Annotated in this window: 27 protein-coding genes; 6 read left to right on the forward strand and 21 right to left on the reverse strand. The window is 40.1% G+C overall.

The window, feature by feature from the left end:
- Window positions 1-26 precede the first annotated feature (26 nt).
- A complete protein-coding gene (locus J1899_RS15645; protein ID WP_066443338.1) occupies window positions 27-209 on the forward strand; it encodes a hypothetical protein in 183 nt (60 codons plus the stop codon).
- On the opposite strand, the gene J1899_RS15650 is transcribed toward J1899_RS15645, so the two are convergent.
- From J1899_RS15650 to J1899_RS15665, 4 genes are all read right to left on the reverse strand, one after another.
- Window positions 206-652, reverse strand: a complete 447-nt coding sequence (locus tag J1899_RS15650; protein WP_214475093.1) for a hypothetical protein — start codon at window positions 650-652, stop codon at window positions 206-208. The genes J1899_RS15645 and J1899_RS15650 overlap by 4 nt on opposite strands.
- Window positions 653-684: 32 nt before the next feature.
- Entirely contained in the window at window positions 685-882 is a 198-nt protein-coding gene (locus J1899_RS15655) for a hypothetical protein (protein WP_214475094.1), read from the reverse strand.
- 199 nt (window positions 883-1,081) lie between these two features.
- Complete coding sequence (locus J1899_RS15660) at window positions 1,082-2,296, reverse strand: sensor histidine kinase (protein WP_214475096.1); 1,215 nt, start codon at window positions 2,294-2,296, stop codon at window positions 1,082-1,084.
- A 382-nt stretch (window positions 2,297-2,678) separates the two neighbouring features.
- Window positions 2,679-3,563, reverse strand: a complete 885-nt coding sequence (locus J1899_RS15665; protein WP_214475098.1) for an AraC family transcriptional regulator — start codon at window positions 3,561-3,563, stop codon at window positions 2,679-2,681.
- Window positions 3,564-3,681: 118 nt separating this feature from the next.
- On the opposite strand from J1899_RS15665, the gene J1899_RS15670 reads away from it, so the two are divergent.
- On the forward strand, window positions 3,682-4,623 hold the full coding sequence (locus J1899_RS15670) for a DMT family transporter (protein WP_214475100.1): 942 nt from the start codon (window positions 3,682-3,684) through the stop codon (window positions 4,621-4,623).
- A gap of 46 nt (window positions 4,624-4,669) precedes the next feature.
- Here the strand turns inward: J1899_RS15670 and J1899_RS15675 are convergent, their stop codons facing one another.
- Entirely contained in the window at window positions 4,670-5,101 is a 432-nt protein-coding gene (locus tag J1899_RS15675; RefSeq protein ID WP_214475102.1) for a GNAT family N-acetyltransferase, read from the reverse strand.
- 167 nt (window positions 5,102-5,268) lie between these two features.
- Between J1899_RS15675 and J1899_RS15680 the strand changes: the two genes are divergently transcribed.
- On the forward strand, window positions 5,269-6,126 hold the full coding sequence (locus J1899_RS15680) for a PhzF family phenazine biosynthesis protein (RefSeq protein ID WP_214475104.1): 858 nt from the start codon (window positions 5,269-5,271) through the stop codon (window positions 6,124-6,126).
- 82 nt (window positions 6,127-6,208) lie between these two features.
- On the forward strand, window positions 6,209-6,583 hold the full coding sequence (locus J1899_RS15685; RefSeq protein ID WP_214475106.1) for a hypothetical protein: 375 nt from the start codon (window positions 6,209-6,211) through the stop codon (window positions 6,581-6,583).
- Window positions 6,584-6,593: 10 nt separating this feature from the next.
- Here the strand turns inward: J1899_RS15685 and J1899_RS15690 are convergent, their stop codons facing one another.
- The 3 genes from J1899_RS15690 to J1899_RS22645 all read right to left on the reverse strand — a co-directional run bounded on the left by J1899_RS15690 (window position 6,594) and on the right by J1899_RS22645 (window position 9,630).
- Complete coding sequence (locus J1899_RS15690) at window positions 6,594-6,944, reverse strand: hypothetical protein (protein WP_066443319.1); 351 nt, start codon at window positions 6,942-6,944, stop codon at window positions 6,594-6,596.
- 188 nt (window positions 6,945-7,132) lie between these two features.
- The gene (gene sigK / locus J1899_RS15695; protein ID WP_214475108.1) at window positions 7,133-7,852 is read right to left on the reverse strand and encodes an RNA polymerase sporulation sigma factor SigK; all 720 of its coding nucleotides are present in this window, start codon (window positions 7,850-7,852) and stop codon (window positions 7,133-7,135) included.
- Window positions 7,853-8,220: 368 nt separating this feature from the next.
- Window positions 8,221-9,630, reverse strand: a complete 1,410-nt coding sequence (locus J1899_RS22645; protein WP_246586497.1) for a hypothetical protein — start codon at window positions 9,628-9,630, stop codon at window positions 8,221-8,223.
- Window positions 9,631-9,960: 330 nt separating this feature from the next.
- Between J1899_RS22645 and J1899_RS15705 the strand changes: the two genes are divergently transcribed.
- Window positions 9,961-10,128: a hypothetical protein gene (locus J1899_RS15705; protein ID WP_161598847.1), complete on the forward strand. Its 168-nt coding sequence runs from the start codon at window positions 9,961-9,963 to the stop codon at window positions 10,126-10,128.
- Window positions 10,129-10,514: 386 nt separating this feature from the next.
- On the opposite strand, the gene J1899_RS15710 is transcribed toward J1899_RS15705, so the two are convergent.
- The 6 genes from J1899_RS15710 to J1899_RS15735 form a co-directional block, all read right to left on the reverse strand.
- Window positions 10,515-10,655, reverse strand: a complete 141-nt coding sequence (locus tag J1899_RS15710) for a YrzI family small protein (RefSeq protein WP_080844821.1) — start codon at window positions 10,653-10,655, stop codon at window positions 10,515-10,517.
- Between the two features lie 702 nt (window positions 10,656-11,357).
- A complete protein-coding gene (locus J1899_RS15715) occupies window positions 11,358-11,615 on the reverse strand; it encodes a YrhC family protein (RefSeq protein WP_066443250.1) in 258 nt (85 codons plus the stop codon).
- A gap of 179 nt (window positions 11,616-11,794) precedes the next feature.
- Window positions 11,795-12,931, reverse strand: a complete 1,137-nt coding sequence (locus J1899_RS15720; protein WP_214475110.1) for a bifunctional cystathionine gamma-lyase/homocysteine desulfhydrase — start codon at window positions 12,929-12,931, stop codon at window positions 11,795-11,797.
- Window positions 12,932-13,855, reverse strand: coding sequence for a PLP-dependent cysteine synthase family protein (locus J1899_RS15725; protein WP_214475113.1), 924 nt, complete (start codon window positions 13,853-13,855; stop codon window positions 12,932-12,934).
- An 18-nt stretch (window positions 13,856-13,873) separates the two neighbouring features.
- Entirely contained in the window at window positions 13,874-14,578 is a 705-nt protein-coding gene (gene mtnN / locus J1899_RS15730; protein WP_066443245.1) for a 5'-methylthioadenosine/S-adenosylhomocysteine nucleosidase, read from the reverse strand.
- Between the two features lie 19 nt (window positions 14,579-14,597).
- Window positions 14,598-15,236: a class I SAM-dependent methyltransferase gene (locus tag J1899_RS15735; protein ID WP_214475115.1), complete on the reverse strand. Its 639-nt coding sequence runs from the start codon at window positions 15,234-15,236 to the stop codon at window positions 14,598-14,600.
- Between the two features lie 175 nt (window positions 15,237-15,411).
- Between J1899_RS15735 and J1899_RS15740 the strand changes: the two genes are divergently transcribed.
- Entirely contained in the window at window positions 15,412-15,615 is a 204-nt protein-coding gene (locus J1899_RS15740; RefSeq protein ID WP_214475116.1) for a DUF2536 family protein, read from the forward strand.
- 207 nt (window positions 15,616-15,822) lie between these two features.
- Here J1899_RS15740 and J1899_RS15745 read toward each other — a convergent pair whose 3' ends face one another.
- From J1899_RS15745 to J1899_RS15775, 7 genes are all read right to left on the reverse strand, one after another.
- Window positions 15,823-16,509, reverse strand: coding sequence for a YrrS family protein (locus tag J1899_RS15745; RefSeq protein WP_214475118.1), 687 nt, complete (start codon window positions 16,507-16,509; stop codon window positions 15,823-15,825).
- A 212-nt stretch (window positions 16,510-16,721) separates the two neighbouring features.
- Window positions 16,722-18,488, reverse strand: a complete 1,767-nt coding sequence (locus J1899_RS15750) for a peptidoglycan D,D-transpeptidase FtsI family protein (protein WP_214475120.1) — start codon at window positions 18,486-18,488, stop codon at window positions 16,722-16,724.
- 70 nt (window positions 18,489-18,558) lie between these two features.
- Window positions 18,559-19,035, reverse strand: a complete 477-nt coding sequence (gene greA, locus J1899_RS15755; protein ID WP_066443236.1) for a transcription elongation factor GreA — start codon at window positions 19,033-19,035, stop codon at window positions 18,559-18,561.
- Window positions 19,036-19,235: 200 nt separating this feature from the next.
- Window positions 19,236-19,871 carry a uridine kinase gene (gene udk, locus J1899_RS15760; protein WP_066443235.1) on the reverse strand — a complete coding sequence of 212 codons (636 nt, stop codon included), beginning with the start codon at window positions 19,869-19,871 and terminating at the stop codon, window positions 19,236-19,238.
- Window positions 19,872-19,874: 3 nt separating this feature from the next.
- Entirely contained in the window at window positions 19,875-21,143 is a 1,269-nt protein-coding gene (locus tag J1899_RS15765) for a peptidase U32 family protein (protein ID WP_151573366.1), read from the reverse strand.
- Window positions 21,144-21,162: 19 nt separating this feature from the next.
- Window positions 21,163-22,092: a peptidase U32 family protein gene (locus tag J1899_RS15770; protein WP_214475122.1), complete on the reverse strand. Its 930-nt coding sequence runs from the start codon at window positions 22,090-22,092 to the stop codon at window positions 21,163-21,165.
- A gap of 5 nt (window positions 22,093-22,097) precedes the next feature.
- A complete protein-coding gene (locus tag J1899_RS15775) occupies window positions 22,098-22,736 on the reverse strand; it encodes an O-methyltransferase (protein ID WP_246586498.1) in 639 nt (212 codons plus the stop codon).
- Between the last annotated feature and the right edge of the window lie 181 nt (window positions 22,737-22,917).

The raw sequence follows: 22,917 nt of genomic DNA on the forward strand, positions 1-22,917 counted from the left end.
TCTTCCGTGAACCAATGGAGGTATTTATGGGGAAATATGTCGTACTCACACTACTGACCATTATGCTTTCAATCATTTCTTTCTCTATCATTTCAGCATTTCTTCGTTTTGATGAATACTACAGCATAATGATCATTATAATTGCATTACTTTCTATCATTATCGCCTTATTAAATAGAATCATTGATATATTGAATAAAAGACATTAATACAACCAGCTTGGCACTACAAATAAACGCTTTTTTGGTGATAAATTAATGAGATCTTCATGTTTTCCATTCGAATCTTCCCAATAAACCTGTAATTGAAGCTCATCCTCCTTATTTTGGAACATGGAATCCCAGCTATGAATATAGGTTATTTTATTATTTTCCTCTGCTAGCTTATCGTTTCGGTATTCTAGCTGATGTATTTCCTCACCATTTCTTATAAGCTTTGCACCTGTAAAAACAATCTCCTTTTCTCCATGCCAATAAAGATAGCCGATCCAATCTCCTTTCGGGGCACCAGCTTCCCGATTATAATCCCCTCTCCACAGACCGTTTTGAGAAGTTGCTTCCCACTTGGGTGGCTGGATTACCGAATAAAGCATCCAGATCATAAGGAGCAGGCCAGCTGTAATAAAGGTGTAAATATATTGTTTACGTTCCATAAAATCTCCTTCAAGGACACAGTTCTAATGGATTATTTATCCATTTTCTCTTTTTCTTCATTTGTTTTACTGAGCCCATTCCAAGTGTAGTATACAATCCAAAAGACAAGTGCAGTAAGAATTGCAAATGGTTTTAATTTTTGAGGCAAATAAAGAACTAATATAAACCCAATGATCAAAAAAGGGGGCATTAATATCCAGTAACGCCTATCTTTAAATTTGGTAAACATGTAAAATAAATCACCCCCACCACTTCCATTTTATGTATTATTATTAAATGGTTTCGATAAAAACTGTCTGAATCCTTCTCTAATCTGAAAAATGGGTCTTCTGAATAACAAAAAAAGAAGCTAATATACTAGCTTCTTTTAACTATATAATCTTGTTTTAGGATTCTCGTTAACAGATGCAAAAATAATTTCTACATTCCTATGCTTTCACAACCGGAAAAGTCACCGTAACCTCTGTCCCTTTTCCTTCCTCGCTCCAAAAGTTAATGGTGCCATCATATTTTTGGACGATATTAAAACAAATCATTAATCCTATTCCTGTGCCTCTTGCTTTCAATGAATAGAATGGCGTTCCGATTTGCTCCAGCTGTTCCTGATTCATTCCAGAACCGCTATCAATGATGACAATTTTTACTGCATCTTGATTACCTGTAACTTTTATACGAATCGTATCTCCGTGATGTGAAGCTTCGATTGCATTCTTTAATAGATTAACAAATAACTGCTTAAACTCCAGGATATTGCATTGAATTTCGTAGTCATCTTCAATCTCTAACTCAATATGAATAGTATCGAACAATGCATATGTGTTGAGCAGATCCATTACGGTGTGAAGAGCAGGGTTGACCGAAACAATCTCAGTTTTAGTTTCTGCTGGCTTTGCCAATGATAAAAAATTGGATATAACGGTTTCCGCGTCTTGAAGCTGATCCAGCATCAAATGGTAGTGCTTTTTGATATGTTCTGGAATTGCCTCGTCTCCCTCATGCAATTGAATAAACCCTTTAACTACTGTGATAGGATTTCTGATTTCATGAGCAACAGCTGCCGCTAACTGTCCAGTAGTTCGCAGTTTTTCATCTTCCTTCATTTGAACATAATAACGTTCCTGGTCCTTCATCTTCTTTTTGAAAAGCTGGAAAAGGAACAGCAGGATTATTTGGGAGGCAACAAAGTTAATGGCAACCCCTGCATAGTCTATATAGGTGTAAACAAGTGTAGTTCCTGTTTCCGTCATCATGAAGTACATAAAGATGCTAATGGTTATTGTTATATTACTCACCAAGGTAATATAAAATAATCTTGTATGAAGAAACAACACAGGAATAACAGGGAGATAACTAATCATTAGCAGCGAAGCAAACCGATCAGGAAATTGTAAATACATAAAGAAAAAATAGCCAGACATAAAAAGAATGATTGCCGCTCTAAAACTTTCTGAATCTCTTTTTGGGAACAGAATGAATAGGATAGAAATTATGATAACAAGTAACAATTGAAAAAGTAAAGTCGAAGTAATGGTACGTTCATTTACTTCAAAAATTAACATTAGCCCTGAACTCATTAAGATAATCAGAATGCTGATAATCATCCGGTAAATTTTTATACTAGGTAATAAATCATTGTCGATCATTTTGAAAGGTCCTCACAATACTGTTGTCTCTTATTTTCTAAGGAGTCCATAAAATATATCATTTTAATGAGATCCTTTTATGCAAAATATCAGATTATTGGTAAAACATTTTATTGTTAAATGGATTCTATTATAAAAATATGTTATCTCGATATAATTTCTCTTAATCGATGCAATTAAAAGACAACGTATTCAACCAATTACATTGATATGCTCTTTTTTTATAAATATCCTACACTCAAATTACACTGTGATTTTCGTTGCAGGATTGTTCATTGTGCATGATATTATTTTACCATATTTTCTAGAAAGTGTTTGTACAATAGCCAATTATGGTTATTAATTTCTCAAATTTTTTTAACTATAGTAAGACAATCGTCAGTCAGGACATATGTAGTTTCTTGTATACTAATGGTGTTGTATCCATTGTTTTTCGAAACCTTTCAATATAATAGCTTGTGCTGTTAAATCCTACACTATAGGCAACATCGGTAATATTTGATTCAGGCTGCTTCAGTAAAATTAAACTTTTTTGAATACGATAGTGTGTGACATAGTTTAATGGTGTGGTCTTCAATATCCGTTTAAAATATCGACAGCATTCAGATCTGCTTAATTGGCCTGCATTAGCAATATCATCTAACAGGATTTTTTCAGCGTAATGGACATGAATCCAATCTAACATGTGTTTCATTCTTTGACTCTTCATCATTTCCGCTTGCTCAAATTCTAATTGGATGCCATGCATCATGAGGTTTTTCCAGATTAAATTCAAATGAAAACTGATATCAATTTGGTAGCAGGAAGGAGTTTCTTTTATTAGCTGATGAATCTTTCTAATAGAGTCCAATATATTAAATCCCCAGCCTTCTGCATGGATCAATTTGATATAAGGGATATTTGTTGCTTCAGTGTAAGGTTTTACATAAATGGCATAAAGTTCTTGCGGCAGTACAAAACCCGGAGCAATATTCAAACAAATATAAGCACAGCCTGAATCGTTTTTATCTTCTGCACTATGGAGGCAGCTGCTATTTATAAAGAGCCCCTCCCCTTCTTGCACCGTAACCTTCTCTTCATTTATCTGAAAATCGGCTTCCCCATTTATAACAAGTACAAACTGAAACTCATCATGCCAATGAAGCGGTATATATCCATTAACATTTTGGTTAATGACCGTTTCATAACAGGCAATCGGCAGTACCATGGTACGATGTTCAGTCAATTCTCTTAAATTTTGGTCAATCATAAAATCTATAATTTGCATACAACCGCCTCAATATCATGATATTTTACGAACCGATTTTAGTATTATTCCTAAGGTTTTCCATTTATTATTTAAAGTATTATAACACTATTTTTATATTCGAGGTGGAAAATCAAACATGAATAGACGAAAGGGAATGTTTCTTGTTATAACTGGAGCAATGTTTTGGGGAGTCGGCGGTACAGCAGCTAAAAAGCTATTTGAATTAGGAATCGACGTCAATTGGCTGGTCACAACCCGCTTGCTCATTGCAGGTCTTTTACTCTTAACAGTTCAATATTTAAAAAAAGACCGTTCCCAAATAATCGGAGTATGGAAAACAAGAAAAACCGCTCTTCACTTAGTGATCTTCGGGTTACTCGGTATGCTTGCCGTTCAATACACTTACATGGCTTCAATTGAACATGGAAATGCAGCCGTTGCAACTCTATTACAGTATTTAGCACCCGTTATGATTATCTTATACTTAATTTTACGCAAACAAACCATTCTGACGGGAAGAGATCTGCTGACTGTTTCTCTCGCATTAATTGGCTGTTTTTTCTTATTAACAAATGGCTCCGTCTCGCAATTATCTGTACCAGCACCTGCCATCATTTGGGGAGTTTTATCTGGAATCGCCCTTGCCTTTTATACATTAAATGCCGTCCCGCTACTGAAGCAATATGATTCACTTGTGATCGTCGGCTGGGCGATGATCATCGGCGGAAGTGCATTAAGTTTCATCCACCCGCCACGGCAAATGAATTTTAATAGCTTAACATTAGAAGTTTATGCCTATTTAGCTTTTGTCATCATTTTCGGAACCATGATTGCCTTTTGGTTTTATATCGAAAGCCTGCAAAGCCTGTCACCTAAAGAATCAAGTCTGCTGGGCAGCATCGAACCGTTCGCAGCTGTTTTAACAACTGTCTTTTGGCTAAAAGAATCCTTTGGCTTTTTCCAGTGGCTAGGCACACTTTGTATCATTGGCATGATCTTATTAATGGCATTGCATAAAAAAGATTCATCAAGTTCCAGCCAGCATCCTGATGAAAAAGAGCCCCTTAAGGTTGGTTGAGTTGAGGGGCTTTAATTCAATAAACTAAAAGCACTTAAACTAATTTTTATTTAATAGATAAGTCCTTCTTTAAATAATAATGCACAAATTCTCTTCCAACTTGATCGATGCTGCCAAACACTTCATAGCCATTCTTTTGATAAAAATCTAACGCCTGAAAACTCAAAGTATCAACTTTTATGAAATTACATTTTTTATCCAAAGCAATGGCCTCCAGCTCTGTTAATAATGTTGTCCCATACCCGGAGTGCCGAATGTCTTCATCTAAAATAAACGTATAAATCTCCAGCCAGTTCCAGCAGACTGCAGCTAAGATTCCACCATAAACCTTGCCATTATCATCCTTAAGAAATAGATTAATTTCTTCATATCTACCTCCCAAATCCTTGGGAAAATGCTCGAGGTTGAACTTGTAAAGTGCGTCGTCAACATATTGTTTATCTTCTTTTTTTGATTCTTTGTTTATATGCAGTTGCATGGTAAAACTCCCTCTCTTTTCATAGGTTACTATTTCAATTATATTAGAGGGGATTCCTTCCTTTTTTTGCTAGTGATACAATTACTTTATAAAATATTTGCTAAAATCCCATAAAAATGAAATGCTTTTCATTATCTATTCAAATAACTAAAAAGGAGATTGAAAAATTGTTATATTATGTAATTGACGCTTTTACAGAAACAAGATTTGGTGGAAATCCGGCAGGTGTAGTGATCCACGAACATTTAGACGAAGAGTTTATGCAGAAATTTGCTGCAGAAGTTCGCTTTTCAGAGACAGCATTTATTAAGAAAATAGACCTTAACCATTTTGAAATTAAGTACTTCACACCGACCTCCCAGGTGGAACTTTGTGGGCATGCTACAATCGCATCCTTCACAGCCTTATTGGATAACAACGATGTTGAAGATAATAATAGATATTTTATAAAAACACTCGCGGGGACACTTGCTGTTGAAATCAATCAATCTTTTATTATGATGGAGCAAGCTGAACCTATGCTTGGGAAAACATTCGATAATTATGTCCATTTGGCGAACCTCTTCAACATGGATGAAAACCAAATAGGCAGTACAGACTGCCATCTGGTACCTCAGTCTGCAAGTACTGGTCTGTGGGATATCATGCTTCCGATTAAAACGAAGGATGCTTTATATGCTCTAAATCCTGATTTTAAAGCACTTGCTGAGTATTCAAAGATCCATAACGTGGGTGGTGTCCATGCCTTTACTCTTGATACGAGGGTAGGGATTGCTGAGAGCAGAAACTTCTGTCCGCTCTATGGCATTAATGAAGAATCCGCAACAGGCACTTCAAACGCTGCATTAACCTATTATCTTTTCAAAAACAATGTATTACAGCAATTTAATCAGGAGTACACTTTTCTTCAGGGAAATAGCATGGGAAGACCGTCAAAAATCATTACAAAATTAATGAATGAAGAAGATCCAAGAGTGATGGTTGGGGGCAAAGGGGTTATTGTAACAAAGGGAAAATTATATTAAGCGCCATTCTATTATAAGGATGGCGCTCCATCTTTAAATAATTTGCCTTTCAAAAAAAATAGGAAAGAGAAGACAATCGAACATGGAAATCATATCGAATGAAGATCAATTTGAGTGCCTTAAATCAATGCAATCAACAATCAAAAAACTGGAAAAAGCCTATGCCCAAATGAATCAAAAGGGTGCAAATACAACTCTGGTAAAAAAACGGCTGGATGCCTGTAAAATTGGGCTTGCTATGCTAGAAAATGTTTGGAATGAAGTCCCCCATTCTCATAGTCACACAGAGTTAGCAGGTGCCCAAAAGGTCCTTCTTGCTTTAACTCCTTCTGTTGAAAGCAGTTATGCCAAGTCAAAGGCTGGCAGTCCGCAAAGAACACTTTTAGAAAGAAGACTTAAAGCGTTGGACTTAGTTGATGAAGCAATAAAAGATCAAATTTCCATGGAAAACAGCTAATGTTATACATTTATTTTCTAAATACTTCATCTAATATAAAATAAAAAATTGCCATAATAAATGCGTAAAAAACATAGACAATATTTGGTGCTGAATAAGAAAATATTGCAAGAGAGCCTAAATAAACTAATACTTTTACTACTTTTCGCTTACCTTTCCAAAACAATATAGTTAACAACTCTGCAACGATTGATGAAATAACCCCGTATAAGAAGATAAAAAGTGTAGTATATGAAAATAACACTAACAAAGTAAGAAAGAAATCTTCATTTCCTTCCCAAAAACCCAGTAGCATAAAAGCTGTAAGGATAATAGAGGTAATAATAAGAGTTATTAAGTTTCGTACAATAAAATTTTTCAATATAGTTCACCTTCTTGAATCATTTGTGCCAATAATAGATAAGATTTTAATTAAAGTAAGTTAATTATATTTGATTTATTGATTTCACAAAATTATTAAGCATTAATTATGGTTAAAAAGGGAGATAACAAGAAAAATAAAAACAGCTTTTTCAAAGGATCTCCCTGAAAAAGCTGCTTATCATTCATTTAAGTATTCTTATTCCGCTTCTCCTTCTCCGCCCGATAAAACTCATGAAACATTTTCATTAAAGCGCGTTTTTCAATACGGGAGACATAGCTGCGGGATATGTTAAGCTCTTTGGCAATTTCTCGCTGGGTTTTTTCCTTTTTCAGATCAAGGCCAAACCTTCCAACAATGACCTCTCTTTCGCGGCCATCGAGGACATCAATGTATTCGCGAACCTTCTCAAGCTCCATGTTGAGCTGGATGGTATTGATGACATCTTCGGATTCCGATTTGAGGACGTCGATGAGGGAGATTTCATTCCCTTCCTTATCCTGCCCAATCGGATCATGCAGCGAAACGTCTTTCTTCGTTTTCTTCAGCGCTCTCAGATGCATAAGAATTTCATTTTCAATACATCTGGCTGCGTATGTCGCGAGCTTTGTTCCTTTGCCTTCTGAATAGCTTTCAATGGCTTTGATTAAGCCGATCGTTCCAATTGAGATCAGGTCTTCAGAATCTTCACCTGTATTTTCAAATTTTTTCACAATATGGGCAACAAGCCGTAAGTTATGCTCAATCAGCATATTGCGCGCATGGGCATCGCCTTCTGCCATTAGCCGCAAATATTTTTTCTCATCTGCTGCTGACAGCGGCTGTGGAAAGGCATTGTTTTTTACGTATGAAACAAGGAAGATGATTTCCTTTACCATAAATCCGAGTGCTGTTAAAATTCCGGACATTTCTGCCACCCCCGCTTTCAAGACTTTTTCCTATACCTAATTCCTATGTGAGGGCGGAGTTGTTTTTGTCTGTCCTACTTCATATTTTAATTAGCATAATTTGGATTAGGGCACTAAGTTCAGTCAAATCCTAAATATTTACGATTAAATAATTTTGATGAATGTAAAAATAAAAAATATAAATTTAAACATTTACGGTATTGGGTTTTCTGTTTCCGGTTAGATAATCAAAGATTTTTAGTACAATCCCACATAAATTATAAACTGAATTGTATTTGGAGTTTTCATTAATGTGGGATTGTTATATGGTTCCTATTTTACGAGATTAGTACAAAACTATTTAAATGAAATCAGCACCTAATTTCTCTTTAACTTAATTGAGTGATTACAAGGTGCGCAGAAACTGGTCTTGTTCCTCCGGCTTGAGGTGTTATTGTTAAGGCTATTGCATCTCCAGCAGGGTTTCTAACAGTGAGTATTGAATTAACGACTGTGGTAGTTATCAGAGCTATTCCAACAATTTGAGTGGTGCCTGTTGCACGCCCGACTGCCGTATATGCTAACTCACTTCCATTGAGAGTTAAAAGCAGTTGTCCTGTTTCACTAGCACTTACCTGAAATAAGACTTGGTAAGTTCCAACTGCAGCTAAGTTAAAGTTGCTGAGACTAGTGCGAGTTATTGCCGCTCCGCTAGTTGGTCCATCTTGCGGGAAGCTTACATCAGTGCCAGGAACAATTGGTTCCGGATTATCGGAAGGCATTAAGGCAAAAAAATCTGCAAAACTGACGATGCCTCCTTGTGCTCCAGGTGGCCCAACTGGTCCTGTTGCTCCCGTTGCTCCCGCTGGTCCTGCTGATCCGGTTGCTCCCGTTGCTCCCGCTGGTCCCGCTGCTCCGGTTGCTCCTGCTGGTCCTGCTGATCCCGTTGCTCCCGCTGGTCCCTCTTGCCCCGCTGCTTCCTTTGCTCCCGTTGCTCCCGCTGGTCCTGCTGCTCCCGTTGCTCCCGTTGCTCCCGCTGGTCCCGCTGCTCCCGTTGCTCCCGCTGGTCCCGCTGCTCCCGTTGCTCCCGCTGGTCCTGCTGCTCCCGTTGCTCCCGTTGCTCCCGCTGGTCCCGCTGCTCCCGTTGCTCCTGCTGCTCCTGTTACTCCCGCTGGTCCTGTTGCTCCCGCTGGTCCGATTGGCCCTGTTGCTCCCGTTGCTCCTGTTGCTCCCGTTGCTCCCGCTGGTCCTGTTGCTCCCGCTGGTCCTGCTGCTCCTGTTACTCCCGCTGGTCCTGCTGCTCCCGTTGCTCCTGCTGCTCCCGTTGCTCCTGTTGCTCCTGTTGCTCCCGCTGCTCCCGTTGCTCCGGTTGCTCCCGCTGGTCCCTCTGGCCCTGTTGCTCCTGCTGCTCCGGTTGCTCCCCCTGCTCCCGTTGCTCCCGCTGGTCCTGCTGCTCCCGTTGCTCCCGTTGCTCCCGCTGGTCCCTCTGGTCCCGCTGCTCCGGTTGCTCCCGTTGCTCCCGCTGGTCCCTCTGGTCCCGCTGCTCCGGTTGCTCCCGCTGGTCCGATTGGCCCTGTTGCTCCCGCTGGTCCCGCTGCTCCCGCTGCTCCCGTTGCTCCCGTTGCTCCCGTTGGTCCCACTGGCCCTGCTGCTCCCGTTGCTCCCGTTGGTCCGGCCGGTCCGGTTGCACCAGTTATTCCACAATACTCGGTAACAGGGGTACATGAATTGCATCGGTATTTTTTGTTAGATTTTTTTTGCAGGTTAATTTTTTTATATTTTTTATCATGATAGAGCATTAAATATTACTCACTCCCTATCCACTATAATTTAATAGTTCCTCACTTAGTGTATTCGGTTGTTGTATTTGTGACTGATTAAAATACAAATTCTCTTTAGCAATTTAATTTATGTTGTCATTCTAATCCAATATTTAACAGTTAATGGTTCATAATTCATAAGTAATTTATTATCAGCAAAAATTTTCCGTTCAATAATTTTTTAAAATAATATGCCTTATGCAGACAATCTGCTTTGTATAATCACTAGGCTGAATTTTATGCCTCATTAGACAAACTCTCCCCTTTTTCTGTATGATTAAATTATCATAGTTGAAAGAGGTTAGAGACTTGCCTGCACAGAAAATTATCTTGGCTATTACGCTCATCATCATTGTTTTGGCTTCAACTGGAGAGCTTATTTTTAATGGATTTGCCCTAAGGCCGATTCTTATTATGGCTGCGGCGATTGCGATCGTGGCATTTTTGTGGTTTTTTCCGAGGGATAGACGGCAATAAAAAAAGGATCAGCATTTGGGTGCTGATCCTTTCTTCTATTCCACACTGACTTCGGCGGCGATAATGCAGCCAATTGACCCGCATATAACCAGTCCCATCACGATTATAAACATGCCTCCACCCCTTATCACCATTTCTTACCTTTAATGTAGCATAGCTGATTCCTGGTGGATCAAAGGGGTTGTGAACGTTTTGTTAATCAATGTGACTTTTCTTGTTTTTTTTTCGCCTAAAACCTAATGTAAAAATGAGTATATGCAATGACATGTATACCACTCCCCTTTGCCGTTAGGTGGAGTCCTTCTCCACATAGAATATTGCCAGCCTGCCTTGCATCATAAATAACATCTTATTCCCCGCCTTTCCTTGTATTTTTGTTCTTAAAATTAAAATCTGCCGTAAAGTGAGAATTGACGATCACGGTTTTCTTCCATAAGCTTGTGACACATTTCTTCGCGAAGAGCATCTTCTGTTGTCATTTTGCGCTTATGAATGGTAACGGTGAAAAACAGAATATTTAGGGTCATGCATACCACCTCCTCTTTTTTTCTATCCTTGAGCCTATTTTTGGGCAGCAAAAAGCCGCAGGGCATACTGCTCCTGCGGCAAAAGGGCACAAAAATGCCGCAGGAAACGAATCTCCCTGCGGCATGGATAGACAAATTTAAATTAAGCGATCCAGTCCAAGTCGGTCGAATTCGTTACATATGAAGTTTGATTCAATTGTTCAATTACAACGTTTTTCATCATCATTTTCTTCGACCTCCTTTTAGAATTTTTCACTTACATTGGTAAGTATATCCACAAAAACCAATTTTGTAAACAATAATTTGAAAAATTATGCAAAAATGTTGTCTTGCCTACTGAACGGCCGTGAAACAGCAACCATTTCGTATGAATTTACTGTTTCGAAAATCAGATATTCGCCGTCCAGAAAATTTATTCGCCGTTAAACAGATATATTCGCCTTCAAAAATTTTTATTCGCCGTTATTTTCATATATTCGCCGTAAGCGACCTTTTATTCGCCAAACTCAAAACATAACTGCCATCTTAGTGGTCTAGCTGCCTTGCTATTGTAACCATTCAACATTCTGCTGCTTAGAAAAACAGATATCCGCCGTTATTTTCATTTATCCGCCAAAAACGACCTTTTTTCCGCCAAACCCCATACCCACACAGCACCGCCCCCCAAAAAAAGCGCACAAAAAAAACGCCTCTCCGGCGTTTCTATTTCTTCATCAAATATTCGTCTCCGCCTTCAGTCTCTGCAAGTAATGAACGGCATTTACGTGAGCGCACAAAAAAGAAGATCGCTCCTGCTAAAAAGAAAACAGATGCTGCTGTCATAATATGTGAATCAGCCAGCGCTTGTTCCGTTGGCAGAATCATTCCTAAATAAAAAAACGAGCCTACAGCCAGAAGGGAGATCGCAAATCGTTTGAAATCTAGCATTTTTTCATATAAACCTTTTGCATTTTGTTTCATCTCATCACCCCGTTGATGTGTATGTCTCTCTCTTAAAAACTATAAATCTACTTTAACATGCCTGACAGGGTGAGAGTATATGTAAATTATGTAAATAAGACTGGTGCGTTGCTGCACCCGCTCTTATCCCATACTGCTAAAAAAAGACTCCCCGCAAAGGAGAGTCTCAAGCATTAAAATTAATCTTCCAACGCATTCTTCAAATCTTCAATTAAATCCTCAGCGTCTTCTAATCCAACCGAGATGCGCACAAGTCCTTCTGTAATGCCAAGTTCAGCTCTGCGTTCTGCCGGAATTGACGCATGTGTCATCCGCGCTGGAACTGAGATTAAGCTTTCCACAGCACCAAGGCTTTCGGCCAGCGTAAAGTATTTAATCTTTGTCAGAAGCTTATCGGCATTTTCGCCGCTGCCCACATCAAAGGAAACCATACCGCCAAAGCCGCCAGCCTGCTTTTTAGCAATCTCATGGTTTGGATGCTCTTCTAGGCCTGGATAGAATACCTTTTCAACAGCAGGATGATTTTTTAAGAACTCCACAATATCATGTGTATTTTTCTCCGTTTCTTCCATGCGCACGCCCAGTGTTTTAATGCCGCGCATTAAAAGCCAGGAATCCTGCGGTCCAAGCACGCCGCCAGTGGAATTTTGCACGAAATGCAGATCTTCGGCTAATTTTTCGCTGTTCACAACAACAAGTCCTGCCACGACATCACTATGGCCGCCAATGTATTTCGTTGCACTGTGCAGCACAATATCAGCACCATTTTCGATTGGTGTCTGCCAGTAAGGAGTTGAGAATGTATTATCAACAATCGTCAGCAGATTATGCTTTTTCGCCTCTGCCACCGCACCCTCGATATCTGTAATTTTCAATAGCGGGTTTGTTGGTGTTTCTAAATACAATGCAACGGTATTCGATTGAACCGCCTTCTCAATATTGTCCAGATTGCTTGTATCTACAAACGTAGACTCAATCCCAAAGCGGTTTAACACTTTTGACATGACACGGAAAGTACCGCCGTACACATCGTCTGTTAAAATCACATGATCGCCGCTCTTGAATAGCATCATAACCGCTGTAATGGCCGCCATTCCAGATCCAAAAGCAAAGCCGGCATGACCGCCTTCTAGATCTTTAATCAGTTCTTCTAACGCATGGCGAGTTGGGTTGCCTGTACGCGAATATTCAAAACCGCTGTGCTTTCCTACGCTCTCCTGCTTGTAAGTGCTGACCTGATAAATCGGCACAGATACAGCGCCAGTATGCGGGTCACCAGCGATACCACCGTGAATCAGCCTTGTTTTTCTTTTCATTTAAATCCCTCCATCGAAAATCTTTTTACTTAAGTATCGTTCACTGGCATCCGGGAAAATAACCAGTATATTGGTTCCTTCCGGTGCCTTTTTCGCTTCCTCCAGGGCAGCATGAAAAGCGGCTCCTGAAGAACTCCCAACCAGTAAACCTTCCTTTTGTGCCAGCTCTTTTACTCGTGCGAACGCATCCATATCCAGAATGGTATGAATCTCGTTAAAATAAGCGGGATCCATATAGTCCGGCAAAAACTCCATGCCAATTCCTTCTGTTTTGTGGGGACCAGATTCTCCTCCATTTAAAATAGAGCCTTCTGGTTCCACAATCACCGTTTTGATCTCTTGATTTTGCTCTTTTAAATAGCGGGCTGTTCCCATGAATGTGCCGCCGGTTCCTGCACCAGCTACGAAAATATCCAACTGGCCGTCCATCTGCTTATAAAGCTCTGGTCCAAGTGTTTTGTAGTAGGTGTCTGGGTTTGCCGGATTTGCGAATTGCTGCGGGCAGTAAGAACCAGGAATTTCTTTTAATAATTCCTTCGCCTTTCTGATGGCCCCAGCCATTCCTTCGCTTGTTGGCGTATGGATAATGTCCGCTCCAAGCGCTTTCATGATTTCCTGCTTTTCGATACTGAATTTCTCGGGCATGCAGACGATAACCTTTACTCCATGTTTGATGGCAGCAAGCGCTAAACCAATGCCCGTGTTGCCGGCTGTCGGCTCAATTACAGTGCCGCCTTTCTTCAGCTCTCCGCTGGCAAAAGCCGCATGTAAAAGCTCCTGGCCAAGGCGGTCTTTCACACTGCCGCCCGGATTCATAAATTCGAGCTTCGCAAAAAGGCGGACAGCCTTTGGAAGCTCGAACTGGGTGATTTCAACGATAGGAGTATGGCCGATTAATTCATGAATGTTTTTATATACGTTCAAGCCAATCAATTCCTTTATTTAGCCATTATTTTTAATGGAAGATGTGATGCTCATGACTAAGTTTGCTGAATGCAATGCTGCTGTTTCAAGAAACTTGTCAAATGAAATATCTGATTCCTTGCCGGCGATATCGGATAGAGATCGAATCACGACAAATGGAATGTTAAATTGGTGACAAACCTGTGCAATTGCAGCTGCTTCCATTTCAACTGCCTGCAGATCCTCAAACTTTTCTCTCACTGCCTCTACACGAACAGGGTCACTCATAAACGAATCTCCTGTTGCGATTAAGCCGCGCACTACTTGAATGTCGCCTGATTCTTTTGCACATTCCTCCGCAATTTTCACTAGCTTTTCATTTGCTGTAAAAGCTGCAGGCAGCTGTGGTACCTGACCATATTCATAGCCAAATGCTGTTACATCCACATCATGGTGTCTTACTTCTGAAGAGATCACGACATCGCCGACATTCAGTTCTGGGTTTAATCCGCCAGCAGAACCTGTATTGATCACATAATCCGGCTTGAAGCGATCCAATAAAACGGTTGTAGACATTGCCGCATTCACTTTTCCAATACCTGAACGAAGCAGAATCACGTCTGCTCCATCCATCTCACCTGTTGTATATTCACAGCCTGCAATTGTTTCGACTGTTTGATTCGTTATTTTGTCTCTTAGGATCGTTACTTCTTCTTCCATTGCTCCGATAATTGCGATTTTCATTGTTTTAATTACCTCTTCCTTATTTTTTAACTCCTTCCATAATCCAGACAAAATCATTTACACGAGAAAATGTTACTGTAAAGTTGTTTTGTTCCATGAAGGCTTTTAATACAGGGATGGTTGTGTAATATTCCCTTTGCAAGTCTTCAGCTAAATTATGGAAGCCGTTTTCCTGTGCAGAAGCAATTGCTTCCTCATATGCGTCCTTGGATTCATACATCGTGTCCGCAAACACTATTTTACCACCAGAGGGAAGAAGTTTGCCATAATTGCTAATGGCATAGCCTTTCTCTTCATCTGTCAAATGATGAAAAGCATAGCTGCTGACAATCGTGTCGACCTGTCCTTTGATCGCAAAGTGAAGGAAATCGCCATCAAGGATCTCAGCTTCGCCGGCTAGCTTAGTTTGTGCTACTTTTCTCATAGCGGGGGAAGGCTCGATCCCCGTAACAGTTAACCCATTGTCTAATAGCTTCCTTGTCAGATTCCCGGTGCCCGGACCAAATTCCAGCACCCTTCCAAAAGAGCGTTTTGCCACTTCCTCTAATAAAGGATCATAATGCTTAAAAACTTCTTTATATTCAATATCATGCCCTGTAACGGTATCATCATAACTGTCTGCCCAATTTTCAAAAAGCTCAAGAAATTCTTTTCCCATTTTGTACTCACTCTCCATAAACTTATAATTCCTATGAGTATACTATGAATTAAAACAAAACTTGTTCCCAATGTACCACAGGAAGTGGCAACTTTCAATTATCAACCCTTCTTTTCAAGAAATTTTTATTGTTATAAAATAAGCATAACATCATAACAGAGAGGATCTTAAACACATGAATATTCATTTTGACTATATTGAAGATAAAGTGGAATTTTTCGAAGCTGTCGACTTAAAAACATTGGAGACAAAAATCAACGCTCAAATCGAGGAAAATAAACCTTTAATGCTGCGCGTTCACCATGTTGGCCATCAGATGCATGTGGATGAAAAAGGGAAAACGTTTTTTACGGCGGTTGTGCATTTTAAGGCGAAATAATTACAATAAACAGCAAAAAAGGAACGTCTGATTTGGACGTTCCCATTCTTATTTCGTTAAAATACCTCTTACCAGTGTACCTGAAGTTTATTACCATTTGGGTCGTAAAAGTGTAATAAAAAAGCAGAATGATTAGAAATGTTAGTTTCTAATCATTCTGCTGCATCGTTACCTTGAATTTTATATACAAGTTTCATATTTCTTAACCTACTGAATCTCCCTAAGTTCTTCCACCTTCACCGGCTTCCAGCCTTCGCCGTCAACCCAATCAATATAAACACGGTAGTTTTCAGTTCGGTCTTTTGAGCGGACGGTTGCAACGGATTTATTGACGCCGTTATTGCCGAGGAAGATTATAGTCATATTTTCTTCAGGAAGACCTGTTGCATAGGTGATGGCTTTCACACTTTCCTGCCAGTCCACTGAACTTGAGTCATATACCGCACTTGGGTGCTCTGTTTGCACAGTGCCTACTGGCTGCCACGCTGGATTTTCAATCGTGCGGATGATGTTGGAATCCTCACTGCCCTCTGTAACGACCTCCTGACTGGAATCAGCTGGTGCTACTTCATCGGAAGTCTGTTCTTCATTTTCTTCGTTTTCATTTCCAGACGTTTCTTGATCTTCTTGTGTTTCTTCATCTTCTGTATCAGCTGGCTCCGTTACATCCTCTGTGGTGTCGGCAGGTTCATTTTCATTGGTTTCTGTTGTCTGTTCTTCATTTTCAGCTCCGTTTGCTGCCTGGTTATCATTGTCATTTCCTGAAAAAACGGCATAGGAAACGATGATGATCAGCAATAATACAACCACAATTAAACTATTTAAAATGATGTTGGTTTTTTTTCGCTTTGATCGTTTTCCATATCTGGAATATTCCTCTTGATTGCCTTTCATCGTGTTCTCCTCCCAAAAAGACATTCTTTATTTAGAAAGTATGTGCAAATTCTTCTAGACAGATTTGCTGAAAACCATTCTACCATGAATAGCAGGAAAACAAAAAGAATCCTATTCTTCTTCAAGCTAAAAGGGAGAATGGCACCATTAGAAATCTCTTCATTCACCTATATATGACGGGAATGCCAGTCCAAAAGTTTCATTTTTTCTCATCAATTGTATTCCTGATCATAGGCATGCAGCTTTTCGACCAGTTCGGCAAAGAGAGGATTCACTCCGCCTGAATTAGCCGGCACTCCAAGATTAACGGCTACAAGCGCATATTTCGGCTGTTCGTATGGAAAATATCCTGCAAACCATTTATTATGCAGTTCGACTCCGCCTGACATAGCACCTGTTTGCGCGGTTCCCGATTTTCCAGCTACAGCATATGGCAAGTTTTGAAACCATCTGCCTGTCCCTTCTTCATCAAGGACAACCTCCCTCAGCAGCTTTTGCATATTTATGGCTGTATAAGGTGATAGCGTATCACCCGCAAGTGACTTCTCCTTAAATTCCAGCAGTGATGTATGGTTCTTATATTCAACACCTGATGCAACACGAACCATTTCTTTTTTCCCGCCTCTAGCAATAGCCGCCATCATATTAGCAACCGCAATCGGAGTTGCGCGAACCTCATGCTGGCCAATTCCTGTTAAACCGACGAAATTACTGTCTTCTCTCGCATCCTCTGATAAAAAGACTCTGCCTTTTTCTTCATCCTGCAGCTGATGGAAGTCTTCGAGATGATAGAGATCTCCATGCCAGCCAACTCCGCCTGTTAATGAGAGCTTTTCGGCGTACTCCTCCAATATATGCGGGTCGATCTCTTTTAATTCTTTTGCCAGTGTGGCAAATGTATTATTGCAGCTTCTCGCAAAACTATCATTAAAATTCAGCATTCCATGATCATAGTTTAAATCAGGATCACCTGTAATCGTTTTGCTGCAATCAAACAAACGGCTGGAGTCGGTCAGCTTATAATCAATCGCCGCAGCGGCTACGACCGTTTTAAAAATAGAGCCCATAATCTGCTGCTTGACCATGAGATTTTCGCTCCCGCCCGTCTCTTCATCAAAGGGATTATTTTTATTTATCACTGGCCGTGAAACGGATGCAAGCACGGAATTGGTTTCAATATCGATTAGTACTAAACCGCCTCTCTTTATTTCATGTTTGTCTGTTAGCTCTTCGGCCAGTTCTTGAATATCATGGTCAAGCGTCGTCCGAATATTGACGGGATAATATGGGTTTGCAGGCTCAACATATTTAACATCGATCCCAAATAAAGGCCCTCCAATGGCATCCACATGATAAACAAGCTTTGAATTCCCTTCAGGAAGCAGAAATTCATCGAAGCTTTTCTCCATTCCCGTAACGCCCACCATCGTATCCTCAGAAAGCTGCTTGTCCGGATAACGCTGCTGGACGACCTCCTTGTTCATACTGGTGATGCCAATTAATTGTTCTGCGGGATTATCCAGAAGATGATATTTCTTATCTACGGCAAAAACACCAGGAATTTGCAGCTCGTTGATTTGATCCATTTGTGCACTTGTCAGCTCTAAAGGTTTGGGTTCTCCATAAGCAATCGGCTCCTTTGCCTGCTCAACCGCATGTCTTAGAGCATATTCTGAAGCTCCTGTTATATCAGAAACCTGCTTCACATCCCACTCCATGTTTGCTAAAAAAGGAAATAGTATGAGTACTGGCTTGTATGTATGTGTAAGCGGGTTACCATGACGGTCTAAAAAATTGCCTCTGCCTGTATCTAAGACCATTTCCTGAGATCTCTGCTGCACGCTCGCTTCTAATAAGTTAATCCCATTCTCTGTGAAATTTTCAGTTTGAAGCAATTGGATCTGTGCAAGTCGTCCTAATAAAACAGACAGAAGGACCATACAAGCAGCTAAAATAAAAACAGCTCTTTTTCTCCACATAAAAAACACCTCGTCAAAAGTTTTGACGAGGTTTTGTTTTTTCAAACTTATGAAGTTAAAATAAAACCGCTTACTTAATTGATACGATGCGGACGTTCATGTCACCGCCTGGTGTTTGAACAGTTACTTCATCTCCAACTTTGCGTCCAAGCAAGCTTTTCGCGATTGGAGAATCGTTTGAGATTTTCCCATCGAAAGGATCAGCTTCAGCGCTTCCCACGATAGTATACGTTTCTTCATCACCGTCTGGAAGCTCAACGAATGTCACAGAGCGGCCTAAAGAAACGCCATCTGTGCTCATATCTTCTTCTTCAATTATTTTAGCGTTGCGGATCATATTTTCAAGCGTTGTGATTCTGCCCTCAACAAATGCTTGCTCCTCTTTTGCAGAATCATACTCAGAGTTTTCTGATAGATCACCGAAACTGCGGGCAATCTTAATTCTTTCAACTACTTCTTTACGCTTTACTGATTTTAATTGTTCTAATTCTTGTTCAAGCTTTTCTTTTCCTGCCTGTGTCATTGGAAATACTTTTTCTGTAGCCAAGATCTTCACTCCTTCTGTATTCACACACCCAAAGGGGCATTTGTGTCAAAATGTATGTACACTGTTCACATTTTAGTTAAAATGCACAGGAGCGCGTCCTTTTAAAAAGGGCGCGCATTATTTCATCCATTATAAAGCATTAACACGATGTGTCAATCCTTTTAAGAAAATATGTTCCTTACATTTTCTATGCTATTGTTTCATAAAATAGACTTTTGTTCAAGAATTGTTTTGATTTTTGTGACCATTAAGTCAATCGCCACATGATTATGACCACCCTCAGGGATAATCACATCAGCATATCTTTTCGTTGGCTCAATAAATTGATTATGCATCGGGCGCACAACGTTCACATATTGTTCAATGACAGAATCCATTGAACGTCCACGCTCTTTAATGTCTCTAAACAGACGGCGAATTATGCGCAAATCTGCATCTGTATCAACAAAAAGCTTGATATCCATAAGATCGCGGAGGCGTTCGTCCTCTAAGACTAAAATACCTTCTAAAATAATAACATCCTTCGGTTCAACCATAATAAATTCATCTGATCTTGTGTGCATCGCATAATCATAGACTGGCTTAGCAATCTCCTCATGATTAAGCAATTTTTGAATATGTTCAATAAGCAGGTCATTATCAAATGCAAGTGGATGATCATAATTGGTTTTTAACCGTTCCTCAAAAGGAAGATGCCCTTGATCTTTATAATAGTAATCCTGTTCAAGCAGCAGGATAGAGTGCCCTTTAAAGCTTTCATAGATAGACTTTGTAACGCTTGTTTTTCCAGAGCCTGAGCCCCCTGCTACACCGATAACAACTGGTTTGCGACTCATTTTTTAAATCTCCTTCCGCATCATGTTATTCGGGTAAACGGGCTGATCCACTTTGAAATGTACAATTTGCAATGGATGACGTGCTGCATCCAGTTCATTGCCTTTTTCGTCCCAAATTTTATCCACAACAACCTTGAAATTTTCGATTTCCGGACCAAAGAATTCAACCTCTTCACCCGGTTTAAAGAAGTTACGCTGCTGCAGTGTAACCACTTGTGTTTCTTCATTATAATCAAGAACAAGTCCGACAAAATCAAAGTTCGTTTTCTTGCTATGATTGCCAAACATTTGCTCTTGAACCCCAGGTACGCCCTCAAAAAAGGCTGGAGCTGTTTCTCTGTTTGCACATTTATCAAGCTCTTTTAGCCACTCTGGCTTGATGACAAAGTTTTCTGGATCTGCACAGTAAGCGTCAATCACTTTGCGGTATACGCTGACAACTGTTGCAATATAGTGAATAGACTTCATTCTTCCTTCGATTTTTAAGCTGTCAATGCCCATCTCAATCATGCGCGGAATGGATTCAACCAGCTTCAAATCCTTAGGACTCATCGCAAATGCTTCATCATCATCAGTGAAAAGCGGTACTTCTTTTTCATCTTCAAGCTGATATAAATCATAATCCCAGCGGCATGATTGACAGCAACCGCCGCGGTTGGAATCACGTGCTGTCATATGGTTGCTCAGCGTACAGCGTCCAGAATAAGCAATACACATTGCACCATGAATAAAGGTTTCAATCTCAATATCAACCTTTTCCTTCATTTCCTGAATGTCCTCTGCACTCGTTTCACGGGCAAGCACGACACGCTCTAAGCCTTCTTCTTTCCAGAATTGAACGGCTCTCCAGTTAGACAGTGACTGCTGAGTGCTTAAATGCACTTCAACATCCGGCGCTACACGGCGGCATGTTTCAATAATAAGCGGATCTGCAACAATAATGCCTGCCACTCCAGCTTCCTGTAATCCTTTTAAATAGTCTTCAAGACCATCAATATTTTCATTATGTGCAAAAATGTTGGTAGTGACATAAATTTTCGCACCATACTTACGGGCAAATTCAACGCCCTCTTTCATTTCCTCAAACGTAAAGTTGCCTGCATTTGAGCGAAGGCCATATTCCTGTCCGCCAATAAAAACAGCATCTGCTCCATAATGCACAGCGATTTTTAGTTTTTCCAGATTTCCTGCTGGCGCAAGAAGCTCTGGCTTTTTCACAATGACACGCTTTCCGTCGACGATTTCTGAAACTCTATCACTCAAGGTCGTCATATGCTGCCTCCTTCTGCTATTAATAAACCGTTTCTTTAAAGAAAAAGCCTGTATCAAGCAATCTGTTTGCCGGCTGGGTTTCTTCTACCTGCTGCAGAAGCTCGTCTTTTATATCTTCATATTCGTCTGGATCTTTGCTGCAAATATCAATCGCCTTGCGGTAAAGTCCAGTCACGGTTGTGATATACTCTTCACTTTTTAAAATTCCATCAATTTTAAAAGAATCAATGCCAGCTTCGATTAGCTCCTGAAGCTCATCAATGATGCAGATATCATTTGGACTCATGATATGTGTGCCATTTTCATCTTCAAAAATCGGATATTTATTTTCACGTTCTTTATCATGCAGGAACATATTATCTTCCTGTGATCTATTTTCAACCTTTAAAGCTTTTCCTTGATACTCATAATAATTACCAAGCAGGGAGCGCTTTGATTGGAACATGGCTGTCATACCATGAACTTGAACCTCAATTTCAACCTCAGCATGTTCTTTGATTTCAATAATGGCATCCATATTAATTTCCCGGGCAAGAACCGCTCGTTTTGATCCTTTTCTTCCCCAGTAGTTACATGTATACCAGTTCGTCGCAGTGGTTTCTGTATTCCAATGAAGCTTCATATTTGGCGCAGCTGCTTTTGCTGCCATCAAAACAGCCGGATCGCCATAAATAACAGCATCTGCTTGTACCTCATTTAAAAAGGAAATATACTCATCAAGCTCTGCTACAAGGTCATTATGAAAAATAGCATTCATCGCTACATACACTTTTTTGCCATGTGCATGTGCAAGTTGTATTGCTTGTTTCACATCTTCTCTGGAAAATTCAGCTGGCAGCCGCAGACCATAACGCTGTTCTCCGATGACAAATGCATCTGCTCCGGCAGAAATTAACTCTTCAATATGCTGAACTGACTTAGGAGTCACTAACAATTCAGGCTTTTTCATATTCTTCACCTCTTTTTACTGATTGCAATACCGTCACCAACAGGAAGAATTACTGTGTCGTAATCTTCATGTGACATAAGCCATTCGTTAAACAGATTTATTTTTTTCACTAAGCTGCGGATTCGCTTATTTTCAATCTCGTCTTCACATACTAGCCCTTTAAATAAAACATTATCCGTGACAATGACGCCATCGTCTTTTAAAAAAGGAGCATACATTTCAAAGAAACGCTGATATTGCCCCTTGGCCGCATCAATAAAAATGGCATCATATGGCCCATGATGCTTTACTTCCTGCTCCAGTTCAAGCGCATCTCCTGTTAGCTGAATAATTTGCTCTTCCCGTCCTGAACGCTGGATATATTGTCCGGCAAGTTTGATCCGTTCTTCGTCTCTCTCTAATGTGACAATTTTGCTTTCAGGTAAAGCCAGTGCCATACGAAGTGCAGAATAGCCAATCGCCGTTCCGACCTCCAGGATGGACTTTGCCTGCTGAATTCTTAATAACTGAAGCAATGCTTCAATTCCGACCAATTCCATAATAGGAACGCCATTTTCCTCTGCGTACTGTTCCATTTCCATCAGCAGAGGAGGGCGTTCTTTCGTTAATTTTTCTATATAAGTATGCAGCTTATCATTTTGCAAACTGCCCTCACCTCTTATTATCCATTTAGACATGAAAAAATAGCGTTCACTGGAGCATGTACAAAAGCAGCACTTTTGCAAAAAACGAGCCATTCGGCCCACACCGTGATTGACGCTATCGTCTACTCTATAAACACCTCAACTATTTTACCATAGTTTCCGAAAAGTGCAAGGGGCTGTT

This window comes from Cytobacillus gottheilii (assembly GCF_018582665.1).
In the GTDB taxonomy this organism is placed as follows: Bacteria; Bacillota; Bacilli; order Bacillales; family Cytobacillaceae; genus Cytobacillus; species Cytobacillus gottheilii.

What these genes read in the sequence shown, in the direction of transcription:
- J1899_RS15645 (WP_066443338.1), top strand. Translation starts at nt 27, where the DNA reads ATGGGGAAATATGTCGTACTCACACTACTGACCATTATGCTTTCAATC.
- J1899_RS15650 (WP_214475093.1), bottom strand. Translation starts at nt 652, where the DNA reads ATGGAACGTAAACAATATATTTACACCTTTATTACAGCTGGCCTGCTC.
- J1899_RS15655 (WP_214475094.1), bottom strand. Translation starts at nt 882, where the DNA reads ATGTTTACCAAATTTAAAGATAGGCGTTACTGGATATTAATGCCCCCT.
- J1899_RS15660 (WP_214475096.1), bottom strand. Translation starts at nt 2,296, where the DNA reads ATGATCGACAATGATTTATTACCTAGTATAAAAATTTACCGGATGATT.
- J1899_RS15665 (WP_214475098.1), bottom strand. Translation starts at nt 3,563, where the DNA reads ATGCAAATTATAGATTTTATGATTGACCAAAATTTAAGAGAATTGACT.
- J1899_RS15670 (WP_214475100.1), top strand. Translation starts at nt 3,682, where the DNA reads ATGAATAGACGAAAGGGAATGTTTCTTGTTATAACTGGAGCAATGTTT.
- J1899_RS15675 (WP_214475102.1), bottom strand. Translation starts at nt 5,101, where the DNA reads ATGCAACTGCATATAAACAAAGAATCAAAAAAAGAAGATAAACAATAT.
- J1899_RS15685 (WP_214475106.1), top strand. Translation starts at nt 6,209, where the DNA reads ATGGAAATCATATCGAATGAAGATCAATTTGAGTGCCTTAAATCAATG.
- sigK (WP_214475108.1), bottom strand. Translation starts at nt 7,852, where the DNA reads ATGTCCGGAATTTTAACAGCACTCGGATTTATGGTAAAGGAAATCATC.
- J1899_RS22645 (WP_246586497.1), bottom strand. Translation starts at nt 9,630, where the DNA reads ATGCTCTATCATGATAAAAAATATAAAAAAATTAACCTGCAAAAAAAA.
- J1899_RS15710 (WP_080844821.1), bottom strand. Translation starts at nt 10,655, where the DNA reads ATGACCCTAAATATTCTGTTTTTCACCGTTACCATTCATAAGCGCAAA.
- J1899_RS15715 (WP_066443250.1), bottom strand. Translation starts at nt 11,615, where the DNA reads ATGAAACAAAATGCAAAAGGTTTATATGAAAAAATGCTAGATTTCAAA.
- J1899_RS15720 (WP_214475110.1), bottom strand. Translation starts at nt 12,931, where the DNA reads ATGAAAAGAAAAACAAGGCTGATTCACGGTGGTATCGCTGGTGACCCG.
- mtnN (WP_066443245.1), bottom strand. Translation starts at nt 14,578, where the DNA reads ATGAAAATCGCAATTATCGGAGCAATGGAAGAAGAAGTAACGATCCTA.
- J1899_RS15735 (WP_214475115.1), bottom strand. Translation starts at nt 15,236, where the DNA reads ATGGGAAAAGAATTTCTTGAGCTTTTTGAAAATTGGGCAGACAGTTAT.
- J1899_RS15740 (WP_214475116.1), top strand. Translation starts at nt 15,412, where the DNA reads ATGAATATTCATTTTGACTATATTGAAGATAAAGTGGAATTTTTCGAA.
- J1899_RS15745 (WP_214475118.1), bottom strand. Translation starts at nt 16,509, where the DNA reads ATGAAAGGCAATCAAGAGGAATATTCCAGATATGGAAAACGATCAAAG.
- J1899_RS15750 (WP_214475120.1), bottom strand. Translation starts at nt 18,488, where the DNA reads ATGTGGAGAAAAAGAGCTGTTTTTATTTTAGCTGCTTGTATGGTCCTT.
- udk (WP_066443235.1), bottom strand. Translation starts at nt 19,871, where the DNA reads ATGAGTCGCAAACCAGTTGTTATCGGTGTAGCAGGGGGCTCAGGCTCT.
- J1899_RS15765 (WP_151573366.1), bottom strand. Translation starts at nt 21,143, where the DNA reads ATGACGACCTTGAGTGATAGAGTTTCAGAAATCGTCGACGGAAAGCGT.
- J1899_RS15770 (WP_214475122.1), bottom strand. Translation starts at nt 22,092, where the DNA reads ATGAAAAAGCCTGAATTGTTAGTGACTCCTAAGTCAGTTCAGCATATT.